20 protein-coding genes and 1 tRNA gene are annotated in these 14,593 nt (G+C 68.7%); 5 read left to right on the top strand and 16 right to left on the bottom strand.

The genetic code is table 11. The annotated features are described in order from the left end of the window. Positions 1–390: 390 nt before the first annotated feature. The 6 genes from ACFOMD_RS16815 to ACFOMD_RS16790 form a co-directional block, all read right to left on the bottom strand. Positions 391–466: transfer RNA gene (locus ACFOMD_RS16815), tRNA-Phe, on the bottom strand. A 67-nt stretch (positions 467–533) separates the two neighbouring features. Further along, positions 534–710, bottom strand: a complete 177-nt coding sequence (gene yacG / locus ACFOMD_RS16810; RefSeq protein ID WP_449329082.1) for a DNA gyrase inhibitor YacG — start codon at positions 708–710, stop codon at positions 534–536. Then, a complete protein-coding gene (locus tag ACFOMD_RS16805) occupies positions 688–1,683 on the bottom strand; it encodes a ribonuclease (RefSeq protein ID WP_380863523.1) in 996 nt (331 codons plus the stop codon). The genes yacG and ACFOMD_RS16805 overlap by 23 nt, the downstream gene beginning before the upstream one ends. Further along, positions 1,673–2,245: a Maf family protein gene (locus tag ACFOMD_RS16800; RefSeq protein WP_380863521.1), complete on the bottom strand. Its 573-nt coding sequence runs from the start codon at positions 2,243–2,245 to the stop codon at positions 1,673–1,675. The genes ACFOMD_RS16805 and ACFOMD_RS16800 overlap by 11 nt, the downstream gene beginning before the upstream one ends. 31 nt (positions 2,246–2,276) lie before the next feature. After that, the gene (locus ACFOMD_RS16795) at positions 2,277–3,323 is read right to left on the bottom strand and encodes a DUF2332 domain-containing protein (protein WP_380863519.1); all 1,047 of its coding nucleotides are present in this window, start codon (positions 3,321–3,323) and stop codon (positions 2,277–2,279) included. Continuing rightward, positions 3,320–3,637, bottom strand: a complete 318-nt coding sequence (locus ACFOMD_RS16790) for a hypothetical protein (RefSeq protein WP_380863517.1) — start codon at positions 3,635–3,637, stop codon at positions 3,320–3,322. The genes ACFOMD_RS16795 and ACFOMD_RS16790 overlap by 4 nt, the downstream gene beginning before the upstream one ends. 73 nt (positions 3,638–3,710) lie before the next feature. Here ACFOMD_RS16790 and hisG point away from each other — a divergent pair, with 73 nt between their 5' ends. Both hisG and hisD read left to right on the top strand, forming a co-directional pair. Continuing rightward, a complete protein-coding gene (hisG, locus tag ACFOMD_RS16785; protein WP_380863515.1) occupies positions 3,711–4,376 on the top strand; it encodes an ATP phosphoribosyltransferase in 666 nt (221 codons plus the stop codon). Further along, positions 4,360–5,652 (top strand): histidinol dehydrogenase, encoded by a 1,293-nt coding sequence (gene hisD, locus ACFOMD_RS16780; RefSeq protein ID WP_380863513.1) that lies wholly within the window; start codon positions 4,360–4,362, stop codon positions 5,650–5,652. The genes hisG and hisD overlap by 17 nt, the downstream gene beginning before the upstream one ends. Here hisD and ACFOMD_RS16775 read toward each other — a convergent pair. Beyond that, positions 5,649–6,641 (bottom strand): 2-hydroxyacid dehydrogenase, encoded by a 993-nt coding sequence (locus ACFOMD_RS16775; RefSeq protein ID WP_380863511.1) that lies wholly within the window; start codon positions 6,639–6,641, stop codon positions 5,649–5,651. The genes hisD and ACFOMD_RS16775 overlap by 4 nt on opposite strands. Positions 6,642–6,749: 108 nt before the next feature. Between ACFOMD_RS16775 and ACFOMD_RS16770 the strand changes: the two genes are divergently transcribed. Then, positions 6,750–7,244 (top strand): SH3 domain-containing protein, encoded by a 495-nt coding sequence (locus ACFOMD_RS16770; protein WP_380863509.1) that lies wholly within the window; start codon positions 6,750–6,752, stop codon positions 7,242–7,244. Between the two features lie 133 nt (positions 7,245–7,377). On the opposite strand, the gene ACFOMD_RS16765 is transcribed toward ACFOMD_RS16770, so the two are convergent. The 4 genes from ACFOMD_RS16765 to ACFOMD_RS16750 are packed head-to-tail and all read right to left on the bottom strand — an operon-like array spanning position 7,378 to position 9,124. Continuing rightward, a complete protein-coding gene (locus ACFOMD_RS16765; RefSeq protein WP_380863507.1) occupies positions 7,378–7,746 on the bottom strand; it encodes a DsrE/DsrF/DrsH-like family protein in 369 nt (122 codons plus the stop codon). Next, positions 7,739–8,488: a HesA/MoeB/ThiF family protein gene (locus ACFOMD_RS16760; RefSeq protein WP_380863505.1), complete on the bottom strand. Its 750-nt coding sequence runs from the start codon at positions 8,486–8,488 to the stop codon at positions 7,739–7,741. Before ACFOMD_RS16760 ends, ACFOMD_RS16765 begins: the two co-directional genes overlap by 8 nt. A gap of 2 nt (positions 8,489–8,490) precedes the next feature. After that, on the bottom strand, positions 8,491–8,937 hold the full coding sequence (gene dut, locus ACFOMD_RS16755; protein ID WP_380863503.1) for a dUTP diphosphatase: 447 nt from the start codon (positions 8,935–8,937) through the stop codon (positions 8,491–8,493). 43 nt (positions 8,938–8,980) lie between these two features. Beyond that, positions 8,981–9,124 carry a hypothetical protein gene (locus ACFOMD_RS16750; protein ID WP_380863501.1) on the bottom strand — a complete coding sequence of 48 codons (144 nt, stop codon included), beginning with the start codon at positions 9,122–9,124 and terminating at the stop codon, positions 8,981–8,983. Positions 9,125–9,317: 193 nt separating this feature from the next. Between ACFOMD_RS16750 and ACFOMD_RS16745 the strand changes: the two genes are divergently transcribed. Further along, the gene (locus ACFOMD_RS16745) at positions 9,318–9,917 is read left to right on the top strand and encodes a CHAP domain-containing protein (protein WP_380863499.1); all 600 of its coding nucleotides are present in this window, start codon (positions 9,318–9,320) and stop codon (positions 9,915–9,917) included. Positions 9,918–10,001: 84 nt separating this feature from the next. Further along, on the top strand, positions 10,002–10,172 hold the full coding sequence (locus ACFOMD_RS16740; protein WP_380863497.1) for a hypothetical protein: 171 nt from the start codon (positions 10,002–10,004) through the stop codon (positions 10,170–10,172). Here the strand turns inward: ACFOMD_RS16740 and coaBC are convergent. The 5 genes from coaBC to ACFOMD_RS16715 form a co-directional block, all read right to left on the bottom strand. After that, positions 10,169–11,359: a bifunctional phosphopantothenoylcysteine decarboxylase/phosphopantothenate--cysteine ligase CoaBC gene (coaBC, locus tag ACFOMD_RS16735; RefSeq protein ID WP_380863495.1), complete on the bottom strand. Its 1,191-nt coding sequence runs from the start codon at positions 11,357–11,359 to the stop codon at positions 10,169–10,171. The two genes, ACFOMD_RS16740 and coaBC, sit on opposite strands and share 4 nt — an antisense overlap. A gap of 143 nt (positions 11,360–11,502) precedes the next feature. After that, complete coding sequence (locus ACFOMD_RS16730; protein ID WP_380863493.1) at positions 11,503–11,997, bottom strand: DinB family protein; 495 nt, start codon at positions 11,995–11,997, stop codon at positions 11,503–11,505. Beyond that, positions 11,997–13,541, bottom strand: coding sequence for a 2-polyprenylphenol 6-hydroxylase (gene ubiB / locus ACFOMD_RS16725; RefSeq protein WP_380863491.1), 1,545 nt, complete (start codon positions 13,539–13,541; stop codon positions 11,997–11,999). Before ubiB ends, ACFOMD_RS16730 begins: the two co-directional genes overlap by 1 nt. After that, positions 13,538–14,269 carry a class I SAM-dependent methyltransferase gene (locus tag ACFOMD_RS16720; RefSeq protein WP_380863489.1) on the bottom strand — a complete coding sequence of 244 codons (732 nt, stop codon included), beginning with the start codon at positions 14,267–14,269 and terminating at the stop codon, positions 13,538–13,540. The genes ubiB and ACFOMD_RS16720 overlap by 4 nt, the downstream gene beginning before the upstream one ends. A gap of 10 nt (positions 14,270–14,279) precedes the next feature. Further along, positions 14,280–14,593 (bottom strand): hypothetical protein (locus ACFOMD_RS16715; RefSeq protein ID WP_380863487.1); only part of this gene is annotated, 314 nt, incomplete at its 5' end.

Genomic DNA, 14,593 nt, shown 5'->3' with positions numbered 1-14,593 from the left:
TTCACAATTGTCGCAAATTTGTCGTTCACAGAGCGCACTTATGTTTCAGTAGAGAACATGATTTCGGGTAATTGGCAGTCTTCCGAACTGCCGAATCCAAAGTTAAGTGATTGTTACAGTAGAGATTCATAAGTTGAATAGCGATTCGGGTCACAAATCGTCTTTGGTGTTCGCCTGACGAACGAATCAATCGAATCCTTATCCAAGCTAGTCGCTCGAAGAGCCCCGGCCGTCATCTTGGTGTCGAACAAGTATCTTTAGGCCACTGAACTTGGACCGGTCCTCGCGCGCATGGGGGGACAACTTCGACGCATGAAAGACGCGGTACCCGCCATCGATGGCGGACGCGCGGGATCGGGCGGAGAAGGTTCGGTCAGCGGTGGGGAGAAGTGGTGCCCGGGGACGGAATTGAACCGCCGACACCGTGATTTTCAGTCACGTGCTCTACCAACTGAGCTACCCGGGCGCCGAGCTGTCGCTCGCTGCCGCCAGCGCTTATGCGCAACGGCAAGGGCGGCGATATAGAAAGCGGCTCAGCGCTTGTCCAGCAGCGATTCCGGCTCGTCGGCCGGCGGACCCGACACGGCATAGGCCTCGCCCAGCCAGTTGAGCAGATCGCGGTCCTGGCAGCCAGCCGAACAGAAGGGCGCGTGCGCGTCGCTCGCCGGCTTGCGGCAGAGCGGACATTTAGCGGGGGCGGACATCGACATGGCTCGCGGATATGGCGAGGCGCGGGTCAGCGCGCAAGCCAACGGCAACCCCTAGGCGGCGCGCCAGCTCGGCGGTCAGCGCGGGGCGTGCCTCCAGCCAGCCGATGATGCCGGGCGCCGCGACCAGCGTGCGCGGCCCGACGCCGGCCTCGCGCTCGCCGCGGCGCAGCAGCGCCAGCGCGGCGCTCGCCGCCGGGTCGCCCTGCAGCAGCTCGACGATCGAGGGCCGCGCGCGGGGCCGCACGATCTGAACGAAGCCGAAGCCGTTGACCGCGGTGCGCTCGAACGGCGGCGGCAGTTCGGCGTCGATGGCTTCCGCCGCGCGCTGGCGCACCGCCTTGTCGCCGACGGTCGGCAGGTCGATGCCGATCGAGCCGGCGAGGCCGAAGCGGCGGATGGCGCGCGCGGCGGCGCCGGCGCCGGCAACCGCCAGCTCGGGTGGCGGCAGGGCGCCGTCGACGTCGATCACCGTCATCGCGGGGGTGGGGCTGATCGTCAGCAGCCCGCCGTTGAACGCGGCGACGCCGGTCGCGGCTTCCTCCACCGCTTCTGACCAGCCGGCATTTTCCAGCAGGTCGGGCGCGGCGGGGCTCACCTCGCGGATCAGCAGATTGGTCGCGCGCAGGCGATCGAGCAGCGTCGGCGCCTCGCGCACCGGTCCTTCGGACGCGCGCACCTTGGCGAGCTTGGCGCGGCCGGCCTCGGGAATCGCCTCGCGCAGCACCTCGACGAGCAGCTTCGCGCCTTCGGTGACGCCGCGCGGCAATGGCTCGATCAGCGCATCCTCACCCCCGGCGCTGACGATACCGCGCTGCTCGGCGAGCAGGATGCGCGTCAGCCGACCCTCGACGATCGCGCCGGCGCGCAGGCCGGTGCCGTCACGCTCGATATGAAGCTCGGCGATCCGGCCATTCTCCACCCGCGCGGCGCGAAGCTCGCCGATGCCGCGTTCGAGGATGATCTCAGAGGACATCGACCCCGGCGGCTTTCAGCAGTGCACGCGTCTCGAACAGCGGCAGGCCGACGACGCCCGAATAGCTGCCCGACATGAAGCGGATAAAGCCGGCGGCGCGGCCCTGGATGGCATAGCCGCCCGCCTTGCCCAGCCCGTCGCCGGTTGCGACATAGGCATCGATCTCGGACGCCTCGAGCCGCTTGAAGGTGACGACCGAGGAGGACACGCGGCTGCGCAGCTTGCCGGCGGTGTCGATGGTGGCGACGGCGGTGATCACCGTCTGCCGGCGCCCCGACAGCAGCTTCAGCAATTCGCGCTGGACGCCCTCATTCTCGGCCGGCGGCAGGATGCGGCGGCCGACCGCGACGGCGGTGTCGCCGGCCAGCACCACCTCGCCCTCGCCGCGCTTGACGGCGCGCGCCTTCTCCTCGGCGAGGCGCAGCGCATAGGCGGCGGGCGCCTCGCCCTTCAGCACTGCCTCGTCGATGTCGGGCGATTCGATGCGCGCAGGAGTGAGCCCTATCTGCGCGAGCAATTCGCGGCGGCGCGGCGAGGAGGAAGCGAGAACGAGCGAAACCATGCCCGCGTTTGCGCCGGTTACTGGGCGCGAATCAAGCCAGCCACTCGATCCATGTCCCGTGCGGGTGCGCCTTGGCGAGCCGTCGGTCCTCGCCGCCCGGCCAGAGGGTCAACCGCAAGGTGGCAGCGCCCGCCTCGGGCTCCAGCTCGTAGCGTAGCCAGGCGAGCGGCGCCTCGGCGGTGGCCTTCGCGCCTCGCGCGGCCATGTGCGCGGTGATCCGGTCGCGGCTCTCGGCGGGGAAATATTGGAAAGCGATGCTGTGCATCACCACCGTGGCGACGCCCGGTGTCGGCGCGACGCGGCGCTCGACCCAGCCGGCGGCATCCTCGCGATCGATTGCCGGCGGGTCGCCCGCAGTGGCGGCGAGCGCGGCGGTGAGCCGTTCGACACGTTCATTCTGCTCGGCCCAGACATAGGCGAGCAATCGCTCGACGGTGGCGGAATCGGTCACATCGAGCGGGTTCAGGTCGACGCCGCGCCGATTTGCGACCGTCACCGTCGCGGCGGCTGGCGGGTTGCCAGTCCAGCGCGGGGTCAGCGTGATCGGCGCACCCGCTGTGTCGATCACCCGGCCGCCAAGATCATAGGCGTAGGCGTCGAGCCGCAGGTTGAGGCCAGCAGAGGCGCCCAACTCGAACAGTGCCAGCGGCAGACCGGTCTCGGCAGCGATCACCAGCAAGCCAGCCATCAACACGCCAGAGCGCCCGACCTCGTTGGTCTGCGGCGGGCCGTCGAGCCACGGCAACAGCTCCGCGTCGGCGTCGGTAATGGCGGCGATCAGCGCCTCGTCGAGATCGTCACCCGCGACATTCGGCGGCCAGTGCGCGGCCAGCGCCGGCAGTCGCCCGCGCCGCACCAGCGCCTGCAGCCCGCCGGTCAGGCGCAGCGGCAACGCATCGACCAGCGGCGCGGTCGGCCAGTCCAGTACTCGCCTCCCCGTCGCTGTCGTGCGGTCGAGCTTTTCGGACAGGATCGTGCAGATTCGGGCGAGAAAGGGCGCCCCCATCGCCGTGCACCACTCGGCCTGCGTCGCGAAGCCGGCGCGGACGCGCGCGTCGACGCGGGTCTCGTCGGTCACCGGCGGCGGAGTCGACGGGCGTTGGCGGTGGCCCGCGCGTGGATCGGCGCGAGCGCATCGCTCGCCGCGCCCCAGCTCGCGCTGGTGCCGGCCATCATCGACTGGGTGAGGGCAAGGTTGGCGAGGCCGAAGGCGGTCATCTTCTCGGTGACCATCATCGACAGCTCGGCGAGGTCGCCCGGCGTCGGTATCCGGCCCGACGACAGCATGCGGCTGCGCTTGTCGATCACATAGGCCGAGGCCGACACGGTTTCCGCCGCCTGTCGCCAGAAGCGGAAGGCGTCGTCGCTCATCTTGGCCATCATTCCGAACATTGCCCGCTCCTTATACGCTGGAAACCTTACCTCGCGGTTGCGAGGCTCCGGTCCCTTCTCTACAGCCTCCGCCGTGGGCGACGAACTGATCATTGCGCTACCCAAGGGCCGCATCCTCGAGGAGGCGCTGCCGTTGCTGTACGCCGCGGGCATCGAGCCCGAGGCAGCGTTCACCGACGACAGCTCGCGGGCGCTGAAGTTCGGCACCAATATTCCCGGCCTGTCGCTGATCCGCGTGCGCGCCTTCGACGCGGCGACGTTTGTGGCCTTCGGCGCGGCGCATGTCGGCATCGCCGGCAACGATGTGCTGATGGAATTCGGCTATTCGGAAATCTATTCGCCGGTCGATCTCGGCATCGGCAAGTGCCGGCTGTCGGTCGCCGAGCCCGCCGAACAGGCGGCGAACGACGATCCTCGTAGCTGGTCGCACGTCCGTGTCGCCACCAAATATCCCAACATCACCCGCAAGCATTTCGCCGCGCGCGGCGTGCAGGCGGAATGCGTGAAGCTGAATGGGGCGATGGAGCTGGCGCCGGCGCTCGGCCTCACCTCGCGCATCGTCGACCTGGTGTCGTCGGGGCGGACACTCGTCGAGAACGGCCTCGTCGAGGTCGAGAAGATCGCCGACGTGTCGTCGCGGCTGATCGTCAACCGCGCCGCCTTCAAGATGCGCGCGGCGGAGATCGGCGCGCTGGTCGAGCGCTTCCGCAAGGTCGCGGGCGATGCATCGGCGGCTTGACGCCCGCGCACCCGGTTTCGCGGCTGAGTTCGACCGGCTGGTCGAAGCGGCACGGGATACCGACGCACAGGTTTCCGACGTTGTCGCCCAGGTCATCGCCGAAGTGGCGAAGAACGGCGATACGGCCGTCGCCACGCTGACCCAGCGCTTCGATCGCATCGACCTCGCCGAACGCGGCTTCGAGATCGGCGCCGCCGAGATCGACGCGGCCTGCGCCAACGTCTCGCCCGAGCTGATGGCGGCGCTGGAGCTGGCCGCCACCCGGATCCGCGCCTTCCATGAAAAGCAGCGCCCGGCGGACCATGACGGTACCGACGCGGCCGGGGTGCGCGCCGGCTATCGCTGGACGCCGGTCGATTCGGTCGGCCTTTACGTGCCGGGCGGGCTCGCGTCTTACCCGTCGTCGGTGCTGATGAACGCCATTCCGGCCAAGGTCGCGGGCGCGCGGCGGCTGGTGATGGTGACGCCGACGCCCGACGGCCGGCTCAATCCGCTGGTGCTGGCGGCGGCGAAGCTCGCGGGCGTCGATGTGATCTACCGCATTGGTGGCGCGCAGGCGGTGGCGGCCCTCGCCTTCGGCACGGCGACCATCCCCGCCGTCGACAAGATCGTCGGCCCCGGCAATGCCTATGTCGCCGAAGCGAAGCGCCAGCTCTACGGCCGCGTCGGCATCGACATGGTCGCCGGCCCTTCCGAAATCCTCGTGGTCGCCGACGGCGCCAATGACCCGGCATGGATTGCCGCCGACCTGCTCAGCCAGGCTGAGCATGATCCGGCGGCGCAGGTCATCCTTATCACCGACGATGCGGCCTTCGTCGACGCCGTCGCGGTCGCGGTCGATGCGCTGATCGAAAAGCTGCCGACCGGCGCGACGGCGCGGCAGAGCTGGGATTCGCAGGGCGCGATCATCCTCGTCGAGCAGCTGCTCGATGCCGTGCCCCTGGTCGACCGGCTCGCGCCCGAGCATCTCGAACTCGCCGTCGCTGACCCGCAGCCGCTGTTCGACGCGGTGCGTCACGCCGGCTCGATCTTCATCGGCCGCCACACGCCCGAGGCGGTCGGCGACTATGTCGGCGGGCCGAACCATGTGCTGCCGACCGGCCGCCGCGCCCGCTTCGCCTCGGGCCTGTCGGTCACCGATTTCATGAAGCGCACGACGTTTCTGGAATGCTCGGCAGCGGCGCTGGCCGCGATCGGCCCCGCGGCGCAGACGCTCGCCGAGGCCGAAGGGCTGATCGCGCACGCCGAATCGGTGCGCGTCCGGCTGAATTCCTAGAGCCAGCCCTCGAGCACCTGATCGGGCGGGCGGTGGCCGTCGACCCACGAGCGGATGTTGGCGATGACCTTCTCGCCCATGTCGGCACGGCCCTCGAAGGTCGCCGAGCCCATGTGCGGCAGCAGCACGACGTTCTTCAGCGCGAGCAGCCGCGGGTCGACCGCCGGTTCATGCTCGAACACGTCGAGGCCGGCGCCGGCGATCTGCCCGGCTTCCAGCGCCACCGCCAGCGCGCTCTCATCGACGATCTCGCCGCGCGCGGTGTTGATCAGGTAGACGTGCCGCTGCATGTGGCGGAGCGCCGCCGCGTCGATCAGATGATGCGTCTCGGGCGTGTGCGGGCAGTTGATCGACACGATGTCGACCCGGCGCAGCATCGCGTCGAGCGTCGGCCACCACGTCGCTTCGTAGGTACGCTCCAGCCCGTCGGGCAGGCGCTTGCGATTATGGTAATGGATCGACAGGCCGAAGGCGCGGGCGCGGGCCGCGACCGCTTGGCCGATCCGCCCCATGCCGACGATGCCGAGGCGCTTCCCCGTGATGCGGTGGCCGAGCATGCCGCATGGCGACCAGCCCTTCCATTCGTTCGCCCGCACCAGCTTCTCGCCCTCGGCGAGGCGGCGCGGCACGGAGAGGATCAGCGCCATCACCATGTCGGCGGTGTCGTCGGTCAGCACGCCGGGCGTGTTGGTGACGAGGATGTTGCGCGCGCGGGCGGCGGCAAGGTCGATATGGTCGATGCCGTTGCCGAAATTGGCGATCAGCTTCAGCCCGTCGCCCGCCTTGGCCAGCAGGTCGGCACCGATCTCGTCGGTGACGGTCGGCACCAGCACGTCGGCGCGCGCGCAGGCGTCGGCGAGCTGCTCGGGCGTGAAGGGGTCGTCGCTGTAGTTGAGCTCGATGTCGAACAGCTCGGCCATCCGCGTCTCCACCGCTTCGGGGAGGCGGCGGGTGACGATCACCTTGGGGCGTTTCGGGCGGGTCGACATATCCCCTTGATGGCTATTGTGACGCCGGTGAAGCGTCAAGCGCTTGCACGGGCGCGCCGCTTGGATTCTAAGGGCGGCGTGAAGGGGTTCGGACAGGGGAGCGGTGCGATGCGCCGGATGATCGCCGCGTTACTGCTGCTGGCGCCGGTGGGTGCGCACGCGCAGATGCGCGACGCCACCGAGGGCCTGTCGGGCCTGCCGATCCCGCGTTTCGTCTCGCTCGGTACCAACGAAGCCAACATGCGCTCCGGCCCCGGCGAGCAATATCCGATCACCTGGGTCTACAAGCGCGACGGCCTTCCCATGGAGGTGGTGCGCGAATGGGGCATCTGGCGGCTGGTGCGCGATCCGCACGGCGGCCAGGGCTGGATGAACAAGAACCTCATCTCGGGCGACCGTACCGCCTATGTCACCAGCGCGGTTCGCACGCTTTACGCGCGCGCCGACATCGCCTCGCGCCCGGTGTGGCGCGCCGAACCGGGCGTCGTCGCCAAGATCGTGCTGTGCGAGGAAGCCTGGTGCCAGCTCCGCATCGCGGGGAAGAGCGGCTATATCCTGCGCAAGCACCTCTGGGGCGTGTACGCGAAAGAGTCGATCGACTGAGGCGAGCGCTCCACTTCTTCTGAATCGTCGTCCCCGCGAAGGCGGGGATCCAGTCCGTAAGAAAAAGGCGCCAGCGAAGCTGGCTCGTTGCGGATGGACTGGATTCACGCCTTCGCGGGAATGACGATGAAAGTCAGCCCATCAGCAGCTCGTCGTCTCGTGCGTCCGCCAGGAACGCCACCATCCCGCCCGCCTCGACACCCTCGGGCAGGCTTGCCGCGTTGATGCCGATCATCTGCATGCCAGTCTGGCACGCCATCGCGACGACGCCCAACCCCAGCGCATTATCGACCAGCTCGCCGACGCTCGGCAGCCCGGCGGCGCGATATGCGATATCGCCCTGCCAGTGACGTTCGGGGGTCAGCGCCGCGACGCTCTCGCCATGGAAGAACAGCCGCACCGGCCGCCCCAGCGCCGCCGCCGCGCAGGCCAAGGTCAGCGCGGCGTGGAGCCGGGCATGATTCGCCTCGGACAGCAGAACGGCGAGACCGCGCTTAGCCATGGCTACATCCTTTGCACGCGGGGTCCTTGGGCAGCGTCACGGTGCGCGTCCGCATCGACAGCGCGTCGAACAGCAGCATCCGCCCGGCCAGCCCCTCGCCGAAGCCGGTGATCGCGCGGATCACCTCGAGTGCTTGCAGCGCCCCCATCACCCCGGTCAGCGCGCCGAGCACGCCCTGCTCGGCGCAGGTGCCTTCCGGCCCGTCGGCGGCCTCGCCGACCCAGCAGCGATAGCAGGGCCCATCCCAGCCGCGGAACACCGACAACTGCCCCTCGAACGGCCCGACCGCCGCCGACACCAGCGGCTTGCGCGCCCGATGTGCTGCATCGGCAACCGCAATGCGGGTCGCGAAACTGTCCGATCCGTCGGCGACGATATCATAAGCGGCGACCAGCTCGGCGGCGTTTTCGGCGGTCAGCCGATGGGCGTGCGGCTCGATCCGCACGTCAGGATTGATTCGCGCCACCGCCTCGGCGGCGCTTTCCACTTTCGGCCGCCCGACATCTTCGGTGCCGTGCAGCACCTGCCGCTGGAGGTTCGACAGCGACACGTCGTCGTCGTCGACCACGCCGATCGTGCCGACGCCGGCGGCGGCGAGATATTGGATGCACGGGCTGCCGAGCCCGCCGGCGCCGATCACCAGCACCCGCGCGTCGAGCAATGCCTTCTGCCCGGCGCCGCCGATTTCCTTCAGGATGATGTGACGCGCGTAGCGATCAAGCTGCGCGTCGGAGAGCGACATGGCTAGCGACCCGTCGATCCGAAGCCGCCGGCGCCGCGCGCGGTGTCGTCGAGCGAGTCGATCTCGACGAACGCCGCCGGCTGGACGGCGGCGGGGACGAGCTGCGCGATGCGTTCGCCGCGCTTGATCTCGAACGGCTCGCTGCCGAGGTTGGCGAGGATCACCTTCACCTCGCCGCGATAGTCGCTGTCGATGGTGCCCGGCGTGTTGAGGCAGGTGATGCCATGCTTCAGCGCCAGGCCGGAGCGCGGACGGACCTGGATTTCGAAACCTTCCGGGATCGCCACCGACAGGCCTGTGGCGACCGCATGACGCGCGCCCGGCGCCAAGGTCAGCTCCTCGGCGGCGACGACGTCCATGCCGGCGGCGCCGGGGGTGGCATAGGCGGGCAGCGGCAGCCCCTCGCCATGGGGCAGGCGCTTCAGCTGGATCGCGATCTTCTGGCTCATCGCCCCGCCATAGCGGCGCGATTCGCTTGCCGCAAACACGCCCTTAGAAAGGCAACAGCCCGAAGTAGGACAGCACCGCCAGCACGACGATCAGCAGCGCGATCGCGGCGATGGTACCGCCGACGCTTCCGCGCTTCTCGACGATGACGGTCTCGCGCTGCTGCGGCGCGGATTCGGGTTCGGCCATGATTCACTCCTGAGAACTGCTTTCGACGCCAAACGAAAGCGGCCCGATCACCGTTCCACCGATCGGTTCATCGCTCGTCGAACGGTTCGTCGCGCCGCCGTTACGGTTGGCCGCGACGAACCGCGTGGCGGGGTTTCCAGCCCGCCCGGCGCCCGGCTAGCCAGGATGCAGGGGAACCGGGGGGTTATCTTCAATGCACAAGTTTCTGCGCGCCGTGATCGGTGTCGTCCTGATGGCCGGGGTCGCTTCGACCGCCCAGGCGCAGGACCTGTCCGACCAGCGCTGGCAGTGCGCCCCCTTCGCCCGCCTCGTCTCGGGCATCCAGATTTTCGGCAACGCCGGCACTTGGTGGAATCAGGCCGATGGCCGCTACGAGCGCGGCGACACGCCGGAAGTCGGCGCGGTGCTGGTGTTCAAGGCGGCCGGCAAAATGCGCTACGGCCATGTCGCCACCGTCAGCCAGATCGTCGATTCGCGCACCCTGAAGGTCACCCACGCCAACTGGTCGCCGATCAACGGCTCGCGCGGCCAGATCGAGGAAGACGTCCAGATCGTCGACGTGTCGGCGAACAACGACTGGACGCAGGTTCGTGTCTGGTACGCCCCGATCGGCGAGATCGGCACCAGCGCCCACGCCACCTACGGCTTCGTCTATCCGGACATCGAGGCGGTCCAGCTCGCCGGCGGCGCGCGCAACAGCCTCGCCAATCCGATGATCCGCACGGTCAACACGCCGATGATCGACGATGCGATCGGCGACCTGATCGCCGCCACCTCCAACGTCATCGGCTGACCTAAGCTAACGGCTTGATGCATCGGCGGAACGACCGCCTCGTTTCGGTGTTGTAACCGAAATTGGGGAGAGGGAGTTTGCGTGATGACCGAAGCCGAGCGTTGCCGAAATCTCGCTGATACCGACCGCAAGATGGCCGCCGAGACCAATCTCGAGATGGTCCGCGTGCGCCACCTGCAATCCGCCGATGTCTGGGATGCCCGCGCCGACCTGTTCGAGCGGACGGGCCTGAAGTCGGTGTCCGAGGACGCCTAGCCGAGCGCTTCGGCGATGCGCGCGGCGAGCTTTGCTGCGACCTCGCCCTTGGGCAGTTCGGGCCAATCCTCGACGCCGCTCGCGGTGATCAGGTGGATTCGGTTGGCGTCGCCCCCCATCACCTCGCCCGACACGTCGTTGGCGACGATCCAGTCGCAGCCCTTCTTCGCCAGCTTGGTGTTGGCATGATCGACGATGCTGTCGGTCTCGGCTGCAAAGCCGATCACCAGCTTCGGGCGTCGCGCGCCGGCCGCTGACACGGTCGCGAGGATGTCGGGATTCTCGACCAGCGCGAGCGCCGGCGGGCCGCCCGCGCCCTTCTTCATCTTGGCGGTGGCGGCGTCGGCGGTGCGCCAGTCGGCGACCGCGGCGACCATCACCGCGACATCGGCGGGCAGCGCGGCATCGATGGCTCCGGCCATCTCGCGCGCCGTCTCGACGTCGACGCGCTTAACCCCGGCGGGCGTCGGCAGATTGACCGGCCCGGCGACCAAGGTCACGTCGGCGCCTTGCGCGGCGAGCGCGGCGGCGATGGCGAAGCCCTGCTTTCCCGACGAGCGGTTGGCGATGTAGCGCACCGGGTCGATCGGCTCATGCGTCGGCCCCGCCGTGACGAGGGCCCGCTTGCCGGCGAGCGGTTTGGCGCCCGGCGACAGCAGGCCGCAGATTTTCGCCACGATCGCCGGCACTTCCGGCAGGCGGCCGGGGCCGAACTCGCCGCAGGCCATCTCGCCCTCGTCGGGCTCCATCACCGTGACGCCGTCGGCGCGAAGCTGCGCGACATTGCGGCGGGTGGCGGCGTGCTGCCACATCCGCACATTCATCGCCGGGACGGCCAGCACCGGCTTGTCGGTGGCCAACAAGAGCGTCGCGGCAAGGTCGGACGCGCCGCCCGCCGCCATGCGCGACAGCAGATTGGCGGTCGCGGGGCAGACGACGACCAGATCGGCCTGCCGGCTGAGCTGGATATGCCCCATCTCGGTCTCGTCCTTGAGGTCGAACAGATCCTCATAGACCGGCTGCTCGGTGAGCGCGCCGAGGCTGAGCGGGGTCACGAACTGCTTGCCGGCTTTGGTCAATACCGCGGTCGTGCCGATGCCGGCGCGGCGCAGCTCGCGCACCAGCTCCAGCGCCTTGTAGGCGGCGATACCGCCGCCGACGATCAGGAGAATGCGCTTGCCGCTCATCGGCTCAGCCTAGCGCGTTGGCGCTTACCCCTCCACCCTGCTGCGCAGGGTCCCCCTTCCCGTCCCGGGGAGGATGCAGGCTGGCGGTCGCTATCTCCTCCCCGGAACGGGGAGGGGGACCGCCGAAGGCGGTGGAGGGGCATTCAGCGCGCCTCTTCCGACGCGATCTTTCCGGCGAGCCATTGTAGGCCGGACAGATGCTGCTGATCGTGACTGGCGAGATAATGGACCATCGCGCGCAAGGTCACCCGTCCATAGTCCTCGAACTCGCCGGTGCGGGCGAGCTGACTGGCGTCCAGTCCTGACAGCAGGTCCACCGTCTCGGCCCGCGCCGCGCGGATCGCGGCGATCACCTCGGCCGGGTCGCTCTCCGCATAGCGCCGCTCGACCACCAGCGCGTCGCCGTCGACGCCGCCGAGGAAGGGCTGCTCCTCGTCGAGCAGCCGGCGGAAGCGGAAATGATAGCCGTCGGTCTCGATGTCGCGGACATGGCAGAGCTGGCCGATCGCCGTGTAGGGCTCGCTCGGCACGCCGTCCCAGCTCGGCGGCGTCCAGTCGCGGCGGCTCGGCGGGATTGCGAGGAAGAAGCGCTCCAGCTCGTCGGGAAAGCGCGCCAGCGCGTCGATCGTCGCCTGCATCAACCCATCACTCCAGCAAGACCCAGTCCCAGCGCAAGGCCGAGCCCGAGCGTCAACAACATCATCCCCCACGGCCGCCGCTCGCGCACCCGCACCTCCGGCAGCGGCGGCAACGGCGGCGCCGGGCTTTCGACCGGCACCAGCCGGATCAGGCGGCGCAGCACGTCGGGCAGGTCGTTGAGCGTCCGCCAGTTGCGCACCAGCGCATCGGCGGCCTTCGCCTCGGGGCCCAGCTCGTCGCGCATCCACTCGCGCACGAACGGCTCGGAAATCTCCCACATGTTGACGTCGGGATCGAGCGCCAGCGCGACGCCTTCGACCATCACCATCGTCTTCTGGAGCAGCAGCAGGTGCGGCTGCGTCGACATTTCGAAGCTGCGGGTGATCGCGAACAGCCCGTCGAGCAGATTGGCGATCGAGATGTCCTTCACGGGGAGCCCGCGGATCGGCTCGCCGACGGCGCGTAGGGCGGTGGCGAACTCGTCGAGATTATGGTGCGCCGGCACGTAGCCCGCTTCGAAATGGATCTCGGCGACGCGGCGGTAGTTGCCGGTGAACAGCCCGTAGATGATCTCGGCGAGGTAGACGCGGCCGATGCGGTTGATCCGCCCCATGATGCCGAAATCGATGGCGGCGATGCGCGCCGAGCCGTCCTCGGCCGGCACCGCGAACAGATTTCCCTGATGCAGATCGGCGTGGAAATAGCCCTCGGCGATCGCCTGCCGCAGGAAGCTCTTCACCAGCAGCGCGGCGAGCGCCTTGCGGTCGTAACCGGCGCGGTCGAGCGCGGCGAGGTCAGTCAGCTTGATGCCGTCGACCCAGTCCATCGTCAGCACGCGGCGCGTGGTGCGCGACCAGTCGATGGCGGGGATGAAGAAGCCGGTCTCGGCGCTCAACCCTTCGGCGAGTTCGGAGGCGGCGGCGGCCTCCATGCGCAGATTGAGCTCGTTGTTGGTCCAGCGCTTGAAGGTGGCGATGACCACACGGGGCCGCAGCCGCTCCGCCTCGCCGCCCATCCGCTCGACCTGCGCGGCCGCCCATTCATAGGTCTCAAGCGCGCTGGCGATGTCGATCTCGACGCCGGGGCGCAGCACCTTGATGGCGACGGTGCGGCCGTCGGCGGTGACGCCCTTGTGCACCTGCGCGATCGAGGCTGCGCCGACAGGCGCCGGATCGATGTGCTGGAAGAGGTGGTCGAGCGGCACGTCGAACGATTCGCGCAGCGACTTCTCGATCTGCGCGAAGGGTGCCGGCGGCAGGCTGTCCTGCAGGCGCAGCAGGTCGCGCGCCGCTTCCTCGCCGACGAGATCGGGGCGCGTGGCGAGCGCCTGGCCGAGCTTGATGGCGGCGGGGCCGATCGAGACGAACGCTTCGCCATAGGTCGGGATCTTGGGGACGTTGGCGCCGAAGCGCATCAGCCGCGCGAAGCGGCGGACAACCGGCGGGGCGTTGCCGTCGCGCTCGATGCCGAGCAGCGCGCCGTGGCGGGCGAGCGTTCGCCCCCAGCGCGCCAGCCGCCAGAGATGGGTGACGGCGGTGGTCAAGCCTTCCAGCCGCTGTGGATGGCGACGAGCCCGCCGAGGATCGGCTCGACGCGTGTCTGCGTGAAGCCCGCGTCCTCGATCATCCGGCGGAAGCTCGGCATGTCGGGGAAGCGGCGGATACTCTCGATCAGGTAGCGATAGGCTTCCTCGTCCTTGGCCACGAGGCCGCCGATCTTCGGCACGACCTTGTGCGAATAGGCGTCGTACACCTCGCCGAACACCGGCCATTCGGTGGTCGAGAATTCGAGGCAGAAGAAGCGCCCGCCGTACTTCAGCACGCGATGCGCCTCGCGCAGCGCCGCCGGGATGTCGGTGACGTTCCGGATGCCGAAGGCGATGGTGTAGCCGTCGAACAGCCGGTCGCCGAAGGTCAGTGTTTCGGCATTCTCGACCTGCCAGACGAGGCCCTCGTGGCCCCGCTGCAACGCCCGGTCGCGGCCCACCGCCAGCATGTCGGGGTTGATGTCCGCGACGGTGATGTCGGCGCCGCGCTTCGCCATGCGGAAGGCGACGTCGCCGGTGCCGCCCGCCATGTCGAGGATCGCCTCGCCGGGGCGCGGCTTCACCCGGTTGACGAAGGCGTCCTTCCACAGCCGGTGCAGGCCGCCCGACATCAGGTCGTTCATGATGTCGTAGTTCTTCGCCACCCGCGAAAACACCGACCCGACCCGCCGCGTCTTCTCGGCGGGATCGACCTGCTGATAGCCGTAGCTGACCTGATCGCTCATGCTGTGCGCTCTAGCCGAGGGCGGGCGTAGGGGCAAACGATGCGGCAAGGCCGACCAGATCGAACTGAGCATCGGAATTGCACGGATCAAACAACCCGCACATCATGGAAACATGGTGCCGACGCTCGATCTCGACCCGCAGGATGGCGATCTCGACTTTTTGATGGAGCTTGAGAGCGCATTCGGAATCAAGTTCACGCAGCAGGATGTCGGGCACTGCGTAACCCTCGGCGATGTCCACGACACAATCCTGCGCTTGTTGCCGGCTAGGCTCCGTACCCAATAAGGTTGCGCGGTTTGTTGGTTGTTGATTCAAGGTCTCTG

Source organism: Sphingoaurantiacus capsulatus (genome assembly GCF_042648405.1).
GTDB lineage: Bacteria > Pseudomonadota > Alphaproteobacteria > Sphingomonadales > Sphingomonadaceae > Sphingoaurantiacus > Sphingoaurantiacus capsulatus.
Note: the sequence above shows the minus strand (reverse complement) of the source record. Positions and strands in the feature narration are given on the sequence as shown.